Source organism: bacterium (assembly GCA_008933615.1).
Classification (GTDB): Bacteria; CLD3; CLD3; order SB21; family SB21; genus SB21.
In genome coordinates this window covers 18,911-37,532 of sequence record WBUR01000009.1, presented here as the reverse complement: position 1 = coordinate 37,532, position 18,622 = coordinate 18,911, and the positions used below count along the sequence as shown (strand labels likewise).

Genomic DNA, 18,622 nt, shown 5'->3' with positions numbered 1-18,622 from the left:
GTCATGATCAATGTGCAAAAGTATTCAAACGGCCATGAAAAGTCAAGTGTGAATCAATTTAATTTGCTTGATATGATCGTCCGATTATGTTACATTTTTCGTCAAGTTGTTATTTTATAACGTTCATTACGTTGCAGGTAACGTATGGCCACACGCAGTACGCCGATAGTCGATAATGACCAGAAAATAGCCCTGGATAAAATTATGGCGTTGGTTCAATCCTCAGCTTTCCCGGGAAAGCTGATGCCGGAACATGTAACGCAATTCCAGTCTAAAATTGCTTCATTTTCAGAATCGGAACTTCTCGTCGTCATTCAGAAGATCGAAGAAGAAATTCTCAAAAAGACGAAGAGCGGAAAGACCATACTGGTCAGCAAACTCGAGGATATCGCCGCGCTTACAAAAATGGAAGTTATGTTGGGACAGAAAATCGTTCCGGAGCCGGTAATCAATATGCTGTTGTCCCTCCTTGTTAATAAGTCCTCGAATTTCGGAACGCCGATATTTGAAGGCAAATTGAATGAACTGTATCATAGTTCCGTCGAAAACGCAATCATCACGATTATTCTTGAGAAAGCGGCTTCCGACGGCGGCGGGTCGGATAAATCCGGCCGATCTAAAGAACTCAAAGACCTTTTTGAAAAAAAGATTCGCGATACGGAGACGTTATGCAAATTGATCCAGATCATTGATAAAATGGAACTGAATAACGACGAACAAATGAAAAGTGTTTTTATCGTCAATCTGCTCGCGGAAGCCATGAAACGCGATGAAACGATGCGAAAGAGCGAGTCGATAACGATGAAGGATATGATCAATATATATCTTTTGTCAAAATTGCAGATGCGGCTTGCCGAATACGGGTATCCCAACGAGACGCTGGAAGGTATAATTATCAACCGTCTGGGGCAATCCAACAACATTCGCCGCCAGTTCAGAATTCTCGATCATATTATTGAAGACACGCTGTCGGGAGAGCTGAATATCGAACTTGGTTCCAAGACTGAAAAGCTGGAATGGCTGCAGTTGATCAACGAATTGGAAGTGGATGTGGCGCTGGAACAATACGAAGAAAAATTGGTTCAGGATAATTTTGCGCCGCTTGATGTGGAGATCAAAGACGCCATTCGGAAAACTCTCGCTGCAGATAATATAGCCGACCAAACTATTGCCGCTATCTCTTTTGCGCGCCGTCTTGATAACCCGGATGAATCTTTGCATGAATCCGGCAAATTGACCGAGATCGCGCAGGAAACGCAATACCTTACGTCGATGATTTTTAAAGTAAAGGGTTTTCAGATCAAAGAGGTATACGAATTCGTGGAACTCATCGGTGAATTGGATACACAAAAAAACGAAAAACAGCGTGTTGTAGAATATTTTAAACAAGAACTGCCATGTATTGACAAAGCGGTAATGAAAGAGGAGGATCCTGATATTAAGAAAGCGGCGCTTGCATCACGGTACCTGTCGGCACGCCTGATGAGCCGGTTTGATATTAATATAGATCTGCTGCAAATGACCAGCGACCACATCAGCCTCGACTCGACCAAATTGACCAAGGATATGAACATCGATGAATATGAATTAAGTCGCAAAATCGGCGAATTAAACGAGATACGTAAACGACTTGGTTTTTTTAACAAGGCCGAACGCGCTTTTATGACAATGAATCAGGTGGAAGCGGTAATTGATTCTGAAAACATTGCGCTCGATCAGCAGGGTGTATTCAAAATATTGGATCTGATCAACGAAATTGAGCTGAGTATAGCCATCGGCGATTATGTCAAAGCCGGTACAATTACGCGGGGCCAGGGCGATGGAGATAATTTCAATGCCCAGTATGTTGAGTCCAAAGTCAAGGCGTTGTTCAAGATGGATTCGATCAAAATGATAGAAAAAGATGCGGTTGAAAAAAATATCATACCGGAATCGGTCTTGACCAAAGCGGAAGAAGAGGATAATTTTGAAGAAACGCTGTTGGATATAAAAAATTATTCAACCTATCTCGTAACGCGTCGTCTGGATCGTCCGGAATATCCGCGTCATTTGCAGCGTTCGCTCAACCTGATCCTCGCGCTGATTCAGGATGCGATCGGCTGGCGGCATTTTGAAAACACGCAGATCCGTGCAAAACGGGAAGTCGTTCCGCTGATTGAAGAATACCACCGTTTTTTTGGAAAGTTGATAAGCGCATTGGCGGATGATAAAGATCCAACGCACGAGGAAGTCATTACGAAGCTTCGCGACGACGATTATTTTGCTATCACGGATAATAAAGACAGTCTGGAAGGCGGAAAAAAATCGGCGCCTTTGGTACGTTCGGAGTTTTTAAATCTGATGAATGACGAACGTTTCCAGACATACGTTTCCAAAGCCTTGAAATATGCCGACGCGAGTGTATCCAAAGAATGGGCAGTCTATAAGAGCGCGCTGGACAGCCTCAAGGCCGAATTGTCCAATAACATCGATAAAACGTGTACGGTGGTCGACAGCCTGGTCCAGCAGCTCAAGGCCGACAAAAAAAATGAAGCCAAGTACAGAACGTATATTGACACGCTTCAAAATCGTTATTACGACCAGTTAAAGCGCTTGGAATTTCAGATTACAACGAACAGGAAACCGTCGACGATTGTAAAAATAGAATACGATCGCCTCGCTAATTCCGATAAATTCAAAATTTTTCTCAAACATACATTTGAGTTGACGAAAGCAGGAAACTGATATACTCGCTCATACAACAGTAGCAGTCCTGGCCTGCAACGATGCAGTTACGGCTTGATGTGAAAGTTATGGTAAAAAGTAATTTAAAAATAAAGGAACCTATGTACCGGAAAATAGTTTTCTCGTTTATTTTGACAATCATATGCAGTTTGCTTTTTATGTCCTGCAGTAAGAAAAACGTGACGCAGTACATGACGTCGCGCGAGCATTTTGAGTATGCGATGAAGTTTTTTAACAAGAAGAGTTATGTTAAAGCAGCGGATGAATTTTCACTCATTACTTATAAGTTCAGCGGATCCGATATTGCCGATGATGCGCAATATTATTTGGCCGAATGTTACTTTCGCCAGAAGGATTATGTATCTGCCAGTTCCGAATACGACCGTTTAGTATCCAGTTTCTCCCGCAGCGAATTTGTTGAACGCGCCATGTATCATTTGGTGATCTGTTATAATGAATTGTCTCCTGGGTATGCTCTGGACCAGAAATTTACTTATGAAGCCGTTGAGGCCGTTCAAAACTTTGTGGATTTGTATCCTAAGAGTGAAAAGAAATCTGAGGTCGACTCGATCTATACGACGATCAAGCTGAAACTGGCGAAAAAACATTTTGAGAGCGCTAATATTTACCGGAAAATCAGTGAATTTGAAGCCGCTATCGTGTATTACGATCAGGTTATCATTGACTATTATGACTCACCGTTTGCCGGCCAGGCCAGATTCTGGAAAGGATATTGCAATTTTAAGATCGGCGAATTTCAAAAAGCGACATTGATATTAAACAAATTTATCAGCGATTATCCTCAGGAAAAAAAGTTGGTAACGGAGGCCGGAAATTTGTTGAATAAGATAAAAGAGAAAGAAGAAAAAGAAAAAAATAAGAAAAAAACGTAGTCCTTTGAGAACATATGATGAATGGGATGACATGACAAAACTTGGCATTTTCGGTGGAACATTTAATCCGATTCATCACGGGCATCTTTTCATTGCCGAAACGGTTTTGGAGAAAACGGATATAGATCAGGTTATTTTTATTCCCTCCGCAAATCCACCGCATAAGCCTCATCAAAATATTATTTCATTCGAACACCGTTGGAATATGCTGAATCTTGCTATTTCCGGCCATCCGCATTTTATATCCAATGATATTGAGCATAAGTTGGGCGGCATTTCCTACACGGTTAAGACTTTGGATGAGTTAAAAAAAAAATACGCCGATTCGGAAATATACCTCATCATCGGATCCGATTCGCTAGCAGCATTGCAGACGTGGAAAGATCCTGACAGACTGCTCGGGATGACGCAATTCATTGTGTTCCCGCGATCCTATACCGATGCTTCTCGGACAGAAACACGATTTCTGGACAGGTCGGTTTTTTTGGAAGTGCCGTTGGTTTCAATCTCTTCATCCGATATCCGGTCACGCGTAGCACATGGCGAATTTATTGGCGGCATGGTTCCGGAAAAAGTTGAGCAATACATTACGGAAAACAGATTATATTTATTGAACTGAGGACACGGAATGTTTAATCGGCTTAAGCCCTATTTTATAAAGTACAAATATTATTTCATTCTCGGCTTCATTTTTGTCGTTTTCAAGAATTTTTTCCAATCCCATAGCGTGCCCTTCATGAATGAGGCTATTGACGCGCTTCGTCCGCCTATCCCGGGCGCAGAAAAAACGGTCTATGCCCAATTGGCCGTTTTTTTATCTGATCACTGGGGAGTTCGAATTCTTTTTTTATACATTTTCTTATTTGTGATCATGGAATTGATGCATGCGGTGTTTTTATACGCTATGCGTCAAACGCTTATCGTTGCATCACGGAAAATCGAATACGATCTGCGCGGGGATTTTTTCAAACATTTGCAGAAGCTTCATGTTCAGTTTTTCCAAAATACTCAAACCGGCGATTTGATGAACCGTATGATCAGCGATTTGAGCAACGTGCGCGACGTGCTCGGACCCGGCATCATGTACACGGCAAATACGATCGTATCTTTTGTTTTTGTCGTTCCACTTATGATTCAAATCAGCCCAAAGCTTACGTTAGCGGTATTTATTCCTTTATTGGTTCTTTCCTTTGCGATTAACCGGTTGTCAAAACTTATTCACGTTCGTTCGCAGAAAGTTCAGGAAAAATTATCCGATATCAGCTCGTTGGCGCAGGAAAACTTCTCCGGTATTCGCGTGATAAAATCTTACGTCAGGGAAATGTTTGAGATCAGCCGGTTTCGCTCGTTGAGTGAAGAATACGTAATGTTGAATATGGACATGGTGAGGGTGCGAGGGATCATGATGTCAAGCGTCATACTGACCATCGGGCTCAGCGTAGCCACGCTGCTGTGGTTTGGTGGAAGGCTCATTGCGCTGCAGGAGATAACTATCGGGCACTTTGCTGCATTCAATTTTTATCTTGCGATGTTGATCTGGCCGATCATTGCGCTGGGCTGGGTGTTGAGTATTTTTCAACGCGGGTCCGCTTCGATGATTCGGATGAATGCGATTTTGGAAACGCAGCCAAAAATCAAAGACGATTCCGGTGTCAGTCACGTGACCAAACTCAGAGGTAAGATAGAATTCAGGAATATGAATTTTTCATATCAAGATCAACGAACGGTTTTGAAAAATATCAATCTAAGTATTGAGCCTGGAACGATAGTCGGTGTCGTCGGCCAAACGGGTTCGGGAAAAAGCACATTGGTTAACCTTATACCGCGGCTCTTCGAAGTTCCAAAAGATTCTCTATTTATCGATGGCATTGAAATACACCGGATTCCCCTCGCCACCTTACGCGGTCATATCGGCATGGTTCCACAGGACAATTTTCTTTTTTCAGACAGTATACTGAATAATGTGATTTTTGGCGTCGATGAATCCGTTATGAATCAGGTTGAACATGCGACCGAGGTTGCTCAGTTACGGTCAAATATCGAGGAGTTTCCCGAAAAATACGAAACGATCATCGGGGAGCGCGGCATAACGCTCTCCGGCGGACAGAAGCAGCGATTGGCTATTGCGCGTGCCGTAATGTGCGATCCCAAAATACTGATTCTCGATGATTCGCTGTCGAGTGTGGACACGCGAACCGAAGACGAAATTTTATCCCATCTCCGACAACTGATGCAAAATCGCACTTGTCTGATCGTGAGTCACCGTATACAAACGGTAAAATATGCCGATATGATCATCACGTTATCCGATGGGGAAATTATCGAACAAGGCACGCATGAGGAACTGGTGTCACTTGGCGGGGTATATGCCGATATGTATCAGCGTCAATTACTTGAAGAAGAAATGGAGACATTGGACCAATGATGCCGTATTCTCAATTCGTCTTTAGCGTTCGATTATTACACATTTAACATTAAACCTTAAACTAAAGCGTGATTAGAAGATTGCAAACAGCACACCTATTGATTATATTTATACAGGTTTCACTAGTCTAATAAATTTAAGGAGAGAAGGAACATGAGCATTTTCAAAATGATGAAGTTCGTCACGATGCTGGCATTTCTTACTGCAAGCGTAAATGCGCAAGGCAAAGTACTGGATAATCTTAAGGAATTGGATGAGACCAATGGAAAAATGTATATTCAGCCATTGGTGAACGGCGTGGGAATGAACATGAGTAGCGGTTTTTTTCATTCCGCCAAGACACACAGTGTTTTGGGTTTTGAATTTGGAGTGGTTGCAATGGTTGCAATGGCGCCAAACAAGGATAAAGAATATACCCCGGTTGTTCCCGGGTACACTCCGGTGCCAGCGCCCACGGTCATTGGTGATAAGGATCGTGGAGCGAATTACGGAGGAACGGTAATACCTCCAGGAGTGGGGATAAATTCTATTCCATTTGTGGCGCCGCAGCTTGTCGTTGGAGTTCCATTTAAGACCGATGTTATCGTCAGGTTTATGCCTAAGGTTAAGGCAGGCGATATGGGTAAAGTGAGCATGTTGGGATTTGGAGTTAAACATAATCTGAATCAATGGATTCCGGTGCCTTTGCCTCTCGATATTGCAGCCGGTTTTACTTATCAGAGCGTTGATGTGGGCAGTTATCTCTCCGCAAACGCATCTTCATATCATCTCATCGCAAGCAAAAGTTTGCTTTTATTCAATTTTTACGGGGGCTTTGCTGTCGAATCATCGTCTATGGATATCAAATATGATCAGAACGGCGGCGCACAAGTTAAATTCAGCGCCGACGGCGTAAATAAATCCAGAATCTATGGAGGCGTTTCTATTAACCTTCTCCTGATGTATCTAAATGCGGATATTGATTTGGGAAAATACAAGGCGGCTAATGTAGGCGTAGGATTCAAAATACGGTAGTAATTGTATCTATTTGAAATCAGAAAGAGTTGATACTCTGAAAGGGTCAGCTCTTTTTCTTTAAGGTTCCATATATTTTTTGAGCCTCTTCATATTCTGCAGGCGTATTCATGTTGAAAAACACATGCCGGTGTGTAAGCGCTTCGATTTTATCAGCCGCAACTACTGCCGTGGGAATCCTGTCAAATAAATCATGAATAGCGTAGTTTTTTTCGTAAAACATCTTTTCAATTTCCGCCAGATTCTTTTTGGAATACACGGCGCAAAGCGCTTCAAATCCCTTTGACGTTTTTGGGACGGCAACGGTCGCATTGCTCAATTGCTCGGTTAAGTAAGGAATCATTCTCGAGTCAAATAAAGGGAGATCGCATGCCAAAACGAAATTTAATTCACATTTTGAATTCTTTAGTCCCGCATGCAAACCGGTTAAAGCGCATGGAATTGTATAGTGATCTGGATACTTTTTATGAGGCAGAAAGTTTAATTTCTCCGGTTCATTGGTAATGAGAATTACTTCTTGTACTGCTTTCTCAAGTTCCGCGATGAGTCTTTCGACCAAAGTTAAATTAAAAAATGGGAGCAGATACTTGTCTGTTCCCATTCTTTTTGACTTGCCGCCGAGAAGTATGATTCCTCCCGGCTTCTTTATGTTTTTCATTAAGGTTTGATAACTGCTTTTCTAAATTTGTCAGCCGATTTAAGATCAACGAGATACGACGCATCTTTTGTTTCGATTTGAAGGGATGAAGCGGATGCGGTCAGCTTAGCGTTCTTGAATAAGGCCAGATACTTGGAATTGTCCACATACACGTTCAAAATCTGATTATCGTAAAGAACAAAGAACCATAGTAATTTGCCATTCTCTTCCGAATGAGCTTCCTTGATATTGACAGCTACGAGATCGGTTGGATTCTTGAACAAGATAATGGTTTCCTGTTCTGTTTTTAGATCCGTATTCACCAAAGTTGCTTTGACCTCGTTCGGTTTCGGCATCATGTAAGATTCCACACGAAACTTTTGATTATGTTTCTGCATCAGATTTTCCGGCGGAGTTGCGGCGATCATCGGTTTTTCTTCACTCTTTTGTTTGGAAGTGCTTTTCTTGGCGGCTACTTTTTTTGATTTGTCCGGCGCGATTTGTTCTTTCAGTTCATCTTTCGGTGTTTCGATCTTCTCCGGCGCACGTTTAACATTTATTTCTTTTTCAGCCATTGGAACTTCGACCGGTTTATTGAAAAAAAGTTGATAAGTAATCACGGAGCCGCCTACCAGCGCAATAAGAGCAGCCGCGATCTTCACTAAGAGAGGCAAAGTTCGTCGTGATTCAGGGGTATGTTGGGATACATGGAGTTCCATGCCGCTTTCTTCTTTCAAAGCCTCCTGCAGTCGCTGTTTCAAGTCCAAACGGCCTTTATGACGAATGGCGGCAATGATCGCGGTATTGAATTCCATTTCTTCCAGAAATGACGGATCGCGATCAAGCAGAAATTGGAATCTTGCAGCTTCCTCTTCCGTGAGGCGGCCAAAAACATATCGGTCTAAGATATCATTTTCTTCAATCCATTTTCTTTCTTCTACAGTTAACATGAAAATCTTTTCGTTATAAATTCTTATTTAGGGTAATTGGTTCTTATTTGAATTGCTTTTTTACAATTTTTTCGAGTTCTTTTTTACACTGCCATTTCTTTGCTTTTGCAACGTCGGTATTGTTGAAGTGTAAAACGCGGGCAATCTCTTCCATTCCTTTTTCTTCAAGATAAAACATCGTCAGAACTTTCTTACAGGTTGCGCCCATTTGATCTATGCATTTGAGGATAACCCGGTATTCCTCCTTATGGATTATATTTCGCAGGGCATCGATACGTTCCTCCACCACTTCATAATTGTCGAGTGAAGTGATTTTGCCGACCTTCCGCTTATTGATCTCGCGCAGCCATTTATTCCTAACTACGGAATAAATATAGGTGCTGATCTTTGAAGTCAGGTCAAAGTCGCCGTGCATTACATTTTCCCAAAGAACGACCAGAGCATCCTGAAGCATATCCTTCGCGTCGTCGTCGCGTCCGCTGTTGTCCATGACATATTTCCGAACCATCACGATGTTGTTTCGATAAAGTTCGGCCAGCGCTTTTTCATCTCCCAGGCGGATGCGTTCAATGATCCTTTGATCCGATTCTACAGTTGCGTTTTCGTAAGAAGGCGTTGCAGGTTTCATGAATCCATATCAAATTAGTTATACATGCTTTTTTTGTTAACAAGTAAATGAAAAATAATCAATATTACGGCATAATGACGCCCCGTTTTTGAGAATTAGCGAGTTTCTCACGCGCTTTGAGCAGATTAATTTCTCTAATTTTTCCGCGTATGATGTTTTGTTCCTGAAAATCAGTTATCAACGTCAAATATTTTTCAAGAAACTTAGCGGCCTCGTCGTATTGTTTATTATTTTTATAAGCCATTGCCAGTTGATAATAAGCCTGCGCATTGGTGCTGTCAATAGTAACGGATCGTTGCAGATAGACCATGGCATCGCTCAATTTCTGCTGCGTGGCATAGAGCATTCCAAGAGCGAGAGCGTATTTCGAGTCGTGCGGAACAAGTTCATAGGCATATTTCAATTCCATTTCCGCTTTCGAAAAATCACGTTTCAAGACGTACGCCTGGCCTAAATTATAATGCGCGCTCGCCAATGATTTATCCAGTTCAACGGCCTTTTCGTAGGCGGTAATGGCGGCATCCAGTTCGCCAAGTTGCCCGGAGACATTGCCGAGATTATTATAAACCTGCGGGTAGTCGGGATCCAGTTCAATAACCTTCCTATATTCATCGCGCGCTTTATCCGCTAAACCCATTTTTTCGTATAAATTTCCCATTTGAAAAAAGGCATCGCGATATTCCGGATAGGCTGCAATGGCTAGTTGATACTGTTCCGCCGCGGAAGAATATTGTCCGTCGCGCTCTAGCGACAAACCTTTTTGGAATAATGGCGCCGCCTTTTCAAGCTTTTCGTTTTTACCGCATCCGCCGCAACCGGACAACAAAACAAAACTGAGAAAGAACAAAGTTATCGGGACATTCATTATTGTCATACGGTTGAAAATATAGCCAACACATTATATAATCGCAAGAAAAATGGCGGTTTCAAAAGCTCTAAGATTCTATCCTTGCGATCTGATCTCTCAAATTAGCTGCGCGTTCGAACTCCAACTTTTTTACCGCGTCGAGCATTTCTGCTTTTAATTTCTGAATAAGAGTTTTTTTGTCCTCCCCTGACAACATAGCGTCATAATCGGGCAATTTTTCTGCCGCCAATCTGTTCTGCTCCTGCTCTTCATTATAAAGGAAATAGTCGGCAACGGATGTTGCCCGCATGATCTCTTCCCGGGTTTTTGAAATACTCGTCGGCGTAATATTATGTTCGACATTATGTCCGATCTGAAGTTCACGGCGTCGGTTCGTTTCATCGATGACCGCTTTCATCGAATCGGTAATTTTGTCCGCATAGAATATAACTTTGCCGTTAACATGCCTTGCTGCGCGCCCGGCTGTTTGCATGAGCGATCTTTCGCTTCGCAGGAAACCTTCTTTGTCGGCATCGATAATGGCTACGAGCGATACTTCGGGCAGATCCAAACCCTCACGAAGAAGATTGATCCCCACGAGCACATCAAACGCATGCAGACGGAGATCGCGCAGAATATTTACACGCTCCAGCGAGTCGATTTCCGAGTGCATATAACGGACGCGAATCTTCAAATTTGAAAGATATTCCGTCAGGTCTTCCGCCATGCGTTTGGTTAAAGTAGTCACGAGCACACGTTCCGATTTCGCAGCGCATTCGCGGATCTCATGGATCAGATCGTCAATTTGATTTTTGACCGGACGCACTTCGATAATGGGGTCGAGCAGGCCGGTCGGGCGAATAATTTGTTCGATAATAACGCCTTCACTTTTTTCGAGTTCAAATGCCGAAGGCGTCGCGCTGACAAAAACAACCTGACTTAACATTTTTTCGAATTCTTCGAATTTCAACGGACGATTATCCAGGGCCGACGGGAGACGAAATCCGTAATCGACCAGCGTTGTTTTACGCGCGCGGTCGCCGTTATACATGGCGCGAACCTGCGGAAGCGTTACGTGCGATTCGTCGATGATCATCAGAAAATCCTTCGGGAAATAATCCATTAGGCAATGCGGCCGCTCGCCTTCGCCGCGTCCGTCGATGTGGCGTGAGTAATTTTCGATGCCGGAACAATAACCCAATTCCAGCATCATCTCTATGTCGTATTTTGTTCGCTGTTCGATGCGCTGCGCTTCGAGCAATTTTCCCTGCGAACGGAATAGCGCCAAACGCTCTTCCAGTTCTTTTTGAATTCGCAGTATGCCTTGATGCATTTTGGCCTCGGTTGTAACAAAATGCGTAGCCGGAAAAATAACCGCCGTCTGCGGTTTACGAATGACCTTATTGGAAACCGGCTCCAGATAGGTAATCTGGTCGATCTCATTGCCGAACATTTCAATACGAACAAAATAATCTTCATACGCCGGATACACATCGATCACATCCCCGCGCACGCGAAATGTGCTTCGTTTAAAATCCATATCGTTGCGGTTGTACTGCATAGCCACGAGACGTTCGAGAATCGTATTACGTTCGATCTGCTGGCCTTTTTCGACAAACACATATAGATCCTTATAATCCTGAGGAGAGCCGATACCGTAGATACAACTGACCGATGCCACGATGATCACATCCCGGCGTTCGAGGAGAGAACTCGTAGCGCGCAAACGCAATTTTTCGATCTCATCATTGATCGACATGTCTTTTTCGATGAAGGTATCGCTGGATGGAACATAAGCTTCGGGCTGATAATAATCGTAGTAACTGATAAAATATTCGACTGCATTTTCAGGGAAAAACTGTTTAAGTTCGCCGTATAACTGCGCTGCCAGCGTTTTATTGTGTGACAACAGCAAGGTTGGTTTACCGATCTGCTCGATCACATTAGCCATCGTATAGGTCTTTCCCGAACCTGTAACGCCGAGCAGAGTTTGATACTTAGCGCCGCGATGAATTCCATCGATCAATTGCGCGACAGCGGCTTTTTGATCGCCCTGCAGAACAAAATCGGATACGAGTTTAAATTGCGCCAGGTTTTGTTTCATAGCGAAGATCACATCAGAGTTTGAAGATTCAGAGGTTAATTGTAATTAAAAATAAGATACAATTTTTTTTGATTCATTATCAAATGTAATTATGAAGATTAAAGATTCCCTTGCATTACATATGACTTTCGTGTAATTTTGACACTATCAAAAACGTCCACATTTTTTACTCAACTTTTATAATAAAGGAGAACCCATGAAATTTTTCATCGACACGGCAAATTTGGATGAAATCAAGGAGGCAGCGTCATTAGGCGTTTTGGACGGCGTAACTACGAACCCGTCGCTTGTTGCGAGAGAAAAAAATGTCAACTTCGTCGAATTACTCAAAGAAATATGTAAAGTGGTTGACGGTCCGATCTCTGCGGAAGTGGTGAGTACGGATCTGGACGGCATGCTAAAGGAAGGGCATGAACTTGCTAAGCTTCATAAGAATATCACAGTGAAACTTCCATTGATCAAGGCCGGTTTGCAGGCTTGTAAGATTTTTACTTCCGAAGGAATTAAGACCAATGTGACATTGTGTTTTTCGCCAAATCAAGCGTTGCTTGCCGCTAAAGCAGGCGCAACCTTTGTTAGCCCGTTTGTTGGCCGTCTCGACGACATCAGCACCAACGGAATGCAATTGATTGATGAGATATGTAATATGTATGATAACTACGGTTATAAAACCCAAGTGCTGGTTGCGAGCGTGCGCCATCCCATGCACGTGGTGGAAGCTTGCCAGATCGGCGCGCATGTATGCACGATGCCCCTCAAAGTGATCGAACAGTTGATTCATCATCCTTTGACGGATCTCGGTCTGAAGAAATTTTTAGAAGATTGGGAAAAAATGAATAAGGGGAAATAAATTCGTCGTAACTTGAAATTGTATCATAGGTGGATTGCAAGGAATACACTATGAATACATTTTCCGCTAATTTCGCAGACTCACACAGAAGTTTTATTTGCGTAAATTTGCGAGATTTGCGGGATACCACTACATGGGTTCAATAAGCGCCTTATTTTAGAAAACTGGAATATTACGATCCCTGCACTATTTTGTGCAGGGATTTGTAACTTTTAGCTTCGCCTGGCGTAATTAAATGAAAAATTATATCATAAAGCGGTATTAACATGCATAGAATATTTGGAATATCCCTGATTATTTTTGTCTCACTATCATCTTTACTAGCGCAAGATGATATCCTGTCATCCCGGCAAAATGCGCTGACGCGCGCCATTAAAAAAGTTGTTCCGGCCATCGTTGGAATTAATGTGGTTTCAATTCAGGAATACACGTATTCTAATCCATTCATTAACGACGAATTTTTCAGCCAGTTTTTTCCAAAACAAAAATATTACGACAAAGTTAAAGGGCTCGGTTCCGGGTTTCTTATTTCGGATGACGGGTATATTTTGACCAATGAGCACGTGGTGAATGGCGCGGTTGAGGTAATCGTAACATTGACTGACGGCTCGAAATATCCCGCGAAAATCATCGGTATGGACAAAACCGTGGACGTTGCCGTTTTGAAGATCACGCCGGACCGCAAATTAAAATATATCACCTTTGCCGATTCGGAAGATCTGATCATCGGCGAATGGGCGATCGCGTTGGGAAATCCGTTCGGGCTGTTTGATATCAATAATCAACCGACCGTGACTGTTGGAGTAATCAGCGCAACCAAACGTGATTTTGGGCTGATCGACGGCAACCACTCCTATCAAAACATGATTCAGACCGATGCGGCGATAAACGGCGGCAACAGCGGTGGCCCTTTGGTAAATTCCGCCGGAGAAGTGGTTGGCATTAATACGTTCATCTACAGCGGAAGCGGCGCCGCCAAGACCAATATCGGGATCGGTTTTGCCATTCCAATTAATCGTGTTGCAAAGATTCTTCCCGAACTAAAACAAAAGGGTATGGTGGATCGATCTTTTACTATGGGATTTAAATATCAGTCCGTGGATCGTATGATCGCCAAATACCTGGGTCTTGATGAAGTGAAAGGACTCGTTGTTTCTGAAGTGGAGAAAGCAGGCCCGGCCGAGTCGGCAGGGTTGCGTGTAAGCGATGTGATCACAAGAATCAACGGACAAAATGTGAATAATGAATATGACTTCCGTAAGATCATATTGGGTGATGATCTTCGGATAGGGGATTCGGTGAATTTGGAGGTCGTTCGTGAGAAGAAGAAATTTACACTCAAACTGATATTGGCAAAAGCATAAGATTTGATCTATATATTTCTATTTTCTTAACATTCCTGTATAAGCTCTGCATTTTTTTTCAGATTGAGTAAGAAAAACCCCCTTTTTCCAGCCTTGTAGCATATTTCTACACTATTTTCTTCTAAATGCCCATCCAACCCTCTTTTTTGTCATTTAATACGTCCATTTCCTGATAAAAATCATGTTTAAACCTGACCCATGTCTTAACACTTTGCGTTTATTTATATTACATTAAGGCAGGTAAGAAAACGATTTAGAACTATTTTAAATAAAATAATAACCGGAGAGTAATTGGAATGAAATGGACTGAAGAATTTAAGAGGAAAAGTACGACAGCGCAGGAAGCCGTTTCAATTATCAAGCCCGGCGATAAGATATTTACAAGCGGCAATGCGGCAACTTCGTACGTTTTGCTAAACGCTCTTGCCGATCGTAAGGACGAACTCACCGATGTCGAAGTGACGCATGTTTTACTGATCGGTAATGATCCGTTGTCGAAACCGGAAATGGCGGGGCACTTCAGACACAACTCGCTGTTCGTGGGCCCGGCAGACCGCGAAGCGGTTAATGACGGCCGCGCAGATTACATTCCCGTCTTTCTTCATGAAATTCCATGGCTTTTTTCATCCGGTCAAAAACATTTAGATGTGGCGATCATTCAAACCACCCTTCCGGACGAACATGGTTTTATGAGTTTAGGCGTGGAAACATTGGCGACCATGGCGGCATTGAAAGCAGCAAAAATTATTCTGGCGCAGGCGAATGAAAAAATGCCGCGAACTTTAGGCGATTGTTTCATTCACGTTTCAAAAGTAACCAAGATCGTTGAGGTTTCTGAAGATATACCGGAACTCGAGAGAGCGCAGCCTACCGACATTGAACGGAGGATCGGACAGCATGTAGCGCAGTTGGTTGACGACGGCACCACGCTGCAATTAGGCATCGGAGGAATTCCCGATTCCGTTTTATCATTCTTGTATGACCGGAAAAATCTGGGCATTCACACGGAAATGGTTTCTGACGGCGTGATGCAGGCTATCGAATCGGGCATTATCAACGGTTCGCAAAAGACATTACATCCCGGCAAAGTTGTTGGAACGTTTGCGCTCGGAAGCCGTGCTCTTTACGATTATATACACAATAACCCGATGTTCGAGTTTCATCCATCGGATTACACTAACGATCCTTTTATCATTTCACGTAATGAGAATATAGTTGCGGTGAATTCCGCCATCGAAGTAGATTTGACCGGGCAAGTATGTTCCGATTCTATAGGGACAAAAATATTTTCCGGTTTCGGCGGACAGGTTGATTTTATTCGCGGCGCGGCCTACGCCAAAGGCGGAAAGCCGGTCATTGCGTTGCCGTCAACTGCACAAGGCGGAAAAACCTCACGTATCGCCCCCATTCTAAAGTCCGGCGCGGGTGTCGTGACCACGCGGGCGGATGTGCATTATGTAGTGACGGAATTCGGCGTCGCGTACTTACATGGAAAAAATTTAAGAGAGAGAGCGGAAGCGCTGATCGCTATCGCTCACCCCAGTTTCAGAGAAGAATTAGCAAAAGCTGCGCATGAAAGGCTGAAGTACAATTTCTTCGTTCACTGAAGCCCTCGTGCAGCGAGGAGCGGATATGCGGCAATTTAATCCCGGTAAAGACAAACTCGTTATTGACAGTAAAGAACTACAGAAACTTTTTGACGTCTTACTCCGACACGGTTACACTACGATCGGCCCTACTTTAAAAGATCAAGCCATTATTCTCGATGAAATTTCATCGATCGATCAACTGCCTGTCGGATGGACGGATGAGCAGGGCGCTGGTACCTATCGTTTGAAAAAACGAAATGATGATGCATGGTTTGGTTACGTTATCACTCCGACGTCATGGAAGACTTATCTGCACAGTCCGGCGGTTAAATTCTGGTCGGCAAAACGTAACGGCAAAGAGTTTGACGTTGAGGAAGATAAGACGGAACCGTTGAAATTTGCATTTATCGGCGTACGAGCATGTGAACTGCATGCCATCGCGATACAAGACAAAGTTTTTTATGGCAAAGATTTTCAGGATGCTGCTTACGTGCAAAAAAGAGAACGCGCTTTTATTGTTGCAGTCAATTGTAGCGTGGCAGGGCACAATTGTTTCTGCGCGTCGATGAATACCGGCCCGAAAGCGGCCAATCATTTTGACATTGCGTTGACGGAGATTATTGACGGCACACATCATTTCTTCGTTGCGGAGACGGGCTCGGATCTCGGCGTAGAAATTTTACACGAGGTGTCAAATACGTCGGCGAACGAAGAGCAGGTTCAACAGGCAGAACAAGTTGTTGTGAAGACAGAATCTCAAATTACCAAAATTTTGGATACGACGGATTTGAAGCATATGTTGAACCGAAATCTGGAGAATCGCATCTGGGACAGCATCGGAAAACGCTGTCTGAGCTGCGCTAATTGCACCATGGTTTGTCCGACCTGCTTTTGCACCAACGTTGAGGACGTAACAGACCTGAGCGGCGATCATGCGGAGCGCTGGCGCAAATGGGATTCCTGCTTTACGGTTCGTTTTTCATACATCCACGGCGGCAGTATCCGCAATTCTGCTAAATCACGTTACCGCCAATGGATGACGCATAAGTTATCTAATTGGGTTGATCAGTTCGGCTCCTTCGGATGCACCGGCTGCGGCCGCTGTATTACGTGGTGCCCCGTGGGAATTGATTTAACGGAAGAAGCGGCAACGATCCGGCAGGGAGAAAAGCACGTTGCCGTAGAAGATGAACTTTAGAATATCGGACATGAGAAGTTCCGATTTATTTTTAATAAACAGAATCATTAACCGTACTTAAGTAAGTGCACTACTTAAACGGGAGAAAAAATGGAAAATCTAGAATCGGTATTGAAAGAACATGGATTCCTGTCCGACTTTCCGGATGAATTATTGCCTGTTATCGTCGGCTGCGCGTCGAACGTTCGGTATGACACCGAGCAGTTTATTTTTCACGAGAGCGAAGAAGCAAGAAAAGTGTATCTGATTCGTCAGGGCAAAGTTGCAGTCGAGATTTTTGTTCCCGGACGGGGTCATGTGGTCATCGAAACTTTAGAAGCGGGCGACGTGCTTGGCTGGTCCTGGTTGGTGCCGCCGTACTACTGGCACTTCGATGCGCGCGTCGTAGAACCGACACGGGCGATAGCCTTGGATGGGGAATGTTTGAGAAAAAAATGCGAAGACAATCATGAAATGGGATATCAATTGCTCAAACGTTTCTTTACGGTTCTCTCTTCACGCCTCCAGGCAACCCGTTTACAGTTAATGGATGTGTATGGAGCAAAAGCGGATTGGTAATATATGATAGCAGAAGTTCCGAATGTAATGCTGCCGCGGCTGTTTCAGATCAGCCGCGCAGTAAAAGAAACACACGATACTTTTACTTTTGAATTAAAACCATTGGACGGCGGTGAGTTTACTTTCAAGCCCGGCCAATTTAATATGGTCTATTTGTTCGGCGTGGGTGAGATACCCGTTTCGATCAGCGGCGATCCGTTGAAAAAAACAAGTATCATTCATACGATCCGCGCGGTGGGAAGCGTCACGAAGGCGATGCGCAAGCTGAAAAAAGGGGATATTCTCGGGATCCGCGGTCCCTACGGAACCGACTGGCCGGTATTACGGGCATCAGGCCATGACGTTGCCATAGTTGCAGGCGGAATCGGATTGGCGCCGCTAAGGCCGGTGATCTATCATGTGCTTGCACATCGTGAAAAATACGGAAAAGTGATTTTATTGTACGGTTCACGCACGCCTCAGGATATTCTATTCATGAAGGAACTTGAAAAATGGCGGGCGCGGCTTGATGCGGAAGTGGCGGTCACCGTAGATCGTGCCAGCGGCGCCTGGCGCGGCAATGTCGGCGTTGTCACCACGCTAATATCGAAGGCGCATTTTGATCCGGCGCGAACGATCGCCATGGTATGCGGACCCGAGATCATGATGCGATTTACGGTTCAGGAATTTATTACCCGCGGCGTCCTGAAGGATAAAATTTATATGTCCATGGAGCGAAACATGAAATGCGCGGTCGGTTTTTGCGGACACTGCCAATGGGGTTCTGTCTTCATTTGCAAGGACGGCCCGGTATTTCGCTATGATACGATCCATGATCTTCTGATGCAGAGGGAGATATGAT

Annotated in this window: 16 protein-coding genes; 11 read left to right on the top strand and 5 right to left on the bottom strand. The window is 43.8% G+C overall.

Going from position 1 to position 18,622, the window contains the following annotated elements; all coding sequences use genetic code 11:
• Positions 1-144: 144 nt before the first annotated feature.
• From F9K33_04840 to F9K33_04820, 5 genes are all read left to right on the top strand, one after another.
• The gene (locus F9K33_04840; protein ID KAB2880506.1) at positions 145-2,724 is read left to right on the top strand and encodes a hypothetical protein; all 2,580 of its coding nucleotides are present in this window, start codon (positions 145-147) and stop codon (positions 2,722-2,724) included.
• A 41-nt stretch (positions 2,725-2,765) separates the two neighbouring features.
• Positions 2,766-3,617, top strand: coding sequence for an outer membrane protein assembly factor BamD (bamD, locus tag F9K33_04835; protein ID KAB2880505.1), 852 nt, complete (start codon positions 2,766-2,768; stop codon positions 3,615-3,617).
• 31 nt (positions 3,618-3,648) lie between these two features.
• Complete coding sequence (locus tag F9K33_04830; protein KAB2880504.1) at positions 3,649-4,236, top strand: nicotinate-nucleotide adenylyltransferase; 588 nt, start codon at positions 3,649-3,651, stop codon at positions 4,234-4,236.
• A 9-nt stretch (positions 4,237-4,245) separates the two neighbouring features.
• Positions 4,246-6,042 (top strand): ABC transporter ATP-binding protein, encoded by a 1,797-nt coding sequence (locus F9K33_04825; protein ID KAB2880503.1) that lies wholly within the window; start codon positions 4,246-4,248, stop codon positions 6,040-6,042.
• Positions 6,043-6,195: 153 nt separating this feature from the next.
• The gene (locus tag F9K33_04820; GenBank protein ID KAB2880502.1) at positions 6,196-7,056 is read left to right on the top strand and encodes a hypothetical protein; all 861 of its coding nucleotides are present in this window, start codon (positions 6,196-6,198) and stop codon (positions 7,054-7,056) included.
• A gap of 46 nt (positions 7,057-7,102) precedes the next feature.
• Here the strand turns inward: F9K33_04820 and F9K33_04815 are convergent, their stop codons facing one another.
• From F9K33_04815 to uvrB, 5 genes are all read right to left on the bottom strand, one after another.
• Entirely contained in the window at positions 7,103-7,714 is a 612-nt protein-coding gene (locus F9K33_04815; GenBank protein ID KAB2880501.1) for a molybdenum cofactor guanylyltransferase, read from the bottom strand.
• Positions 7,714-8,643 carry a hypothetical protein gene (locus F9K33_04810; GenBank protein ID KAB2880500.1) on the bottom strand — a complete coding sequence of 310 codons (930 nt, stop codon included), beginning with the start codon at positions 8,641-8,643 and terminating at the stop codon, positions 7,714-7,716. Before F9K33_04810 ends, F9K33_04815 begins: the two co-directional genes overlap by 1 nt.
• A 43-nt stretch (positions 8,644-8,686) precedes the next feature.
• Positions 8,687-9,271 (bottom strand): sigma-70 family RNA polymerase sigma factor, encoded by a 585-nt coding sequence (locus F9K33_04805; GenBank protein KAB2880499.1) that lies wholly within the window; start codon positions 9,269-9,271, stop codon positions 8,687-8,689.
• Between the two features lie 64 nt (positions 9,272-9,335).
• Positions 9,336-10,145, bottom strand: a complete 810-nt coding sequence (locus F9K33_04800; protein ID KAB2880498.1) for a tetratricopeptide repeat protein — start codon at positions 10,143-10,145, stop codon at positions 9,336-9,338.
• Positions 10,146-10,206: 61 nt separating this feature from the next.
• On the bottom strand, positions 10,207-12,222 hold the full coding sequence (gene uvrB, locus F9K33_04795) for an excinuclease ABC subunit UvrB (GenBank protein KAB2880497.1): 2,016 nt from the start codon (positions 12,220-12,222) through the stop codon (positions 10,207-10,209).
• Between the two features lie 196 nt (positions 12,223-12,418).
• Here uvrB and fsa point away from each other — a divergent pair, with 196 nt between their 5' ends.
• The 6 genes from fsa to F9K33_04765 all read left to right on the top strand — a co-directional run bounded on the left by fsa (position 12,419) and on the right by F9K33_04765 (position 18,621).
• Positions 12,419-13,072, top strand: coding sequence for a fructose-6-phosphate aldolase (gene fsa, locus F9K33_04790; protein ID KAB2880496.1), 654 nt, complete (start codon positions 12,419-12,421; stop codon positions 13,070-13,072).
• Between the two features lie 266 nt (positions 13,073-13,338).
• On the top strand, positions 13,339-14,436 hold the full coding sequence (locus tag F9K33_04785; protein ID KAB2880495.1) for a trypsin-like serine protease: 1,098 nt from the start codon (positions 13,339-13,341) through the stop codon (positions 14,434-14,436).
• A gap of 296 nt (positions 14,437-14,732) precedes the next feature.
• Complete coding sequence (locus tag F9K33_04780) at positions 14,733-16,043, top strand: acetyl-CoA hydrolase/transferase family protein (protein ID KAB2880494.1); 1,311 nt, start codon at positions 14,733-14,735, stop codon at positions 16,041-16,043.
• Between the two features lie 25 nt (positions 16,044-16,068).
• Complete coding sequence (locus F9K33_04775; GenBank protein KAB2880493.1) at positions 16,069-17,223, top strand: sulfite reductase subunit A; 1,155 nt, start codon at positions 16,069-16,071, stop codon at positions 17,221-17,223.
• Between the two features lie 90 nt (positions 17,224-17,313).
• Positions 17,314-17,781 carry a cyclic nucleotide-binding domain-containing protein gene (locus F9K33_04770; GenBank protein ID KAB2880492.1) on the top strand — a complete coding sequence of 156 codons (468 nt, stop codon included), beginning with the start codon at positions 17,314-17,316 and terminating at the stop codon, positions 17,779-17,781.
• A 3-nt stretch (positions 17,782-17,784) separates the two neighbouring features.
• A complete protein-coding gene (locus F9K33_04765; protein ID KAB2880491.1) occupies positions 17,785-18,621 on the top strand; it encodes a Ni/Fe hydrogenase subunit gamma in 837 nt (278 codons plus the stop codon).
• The last annotated feature ends 1 nt before the right edge of the window (position 18,622 follow it).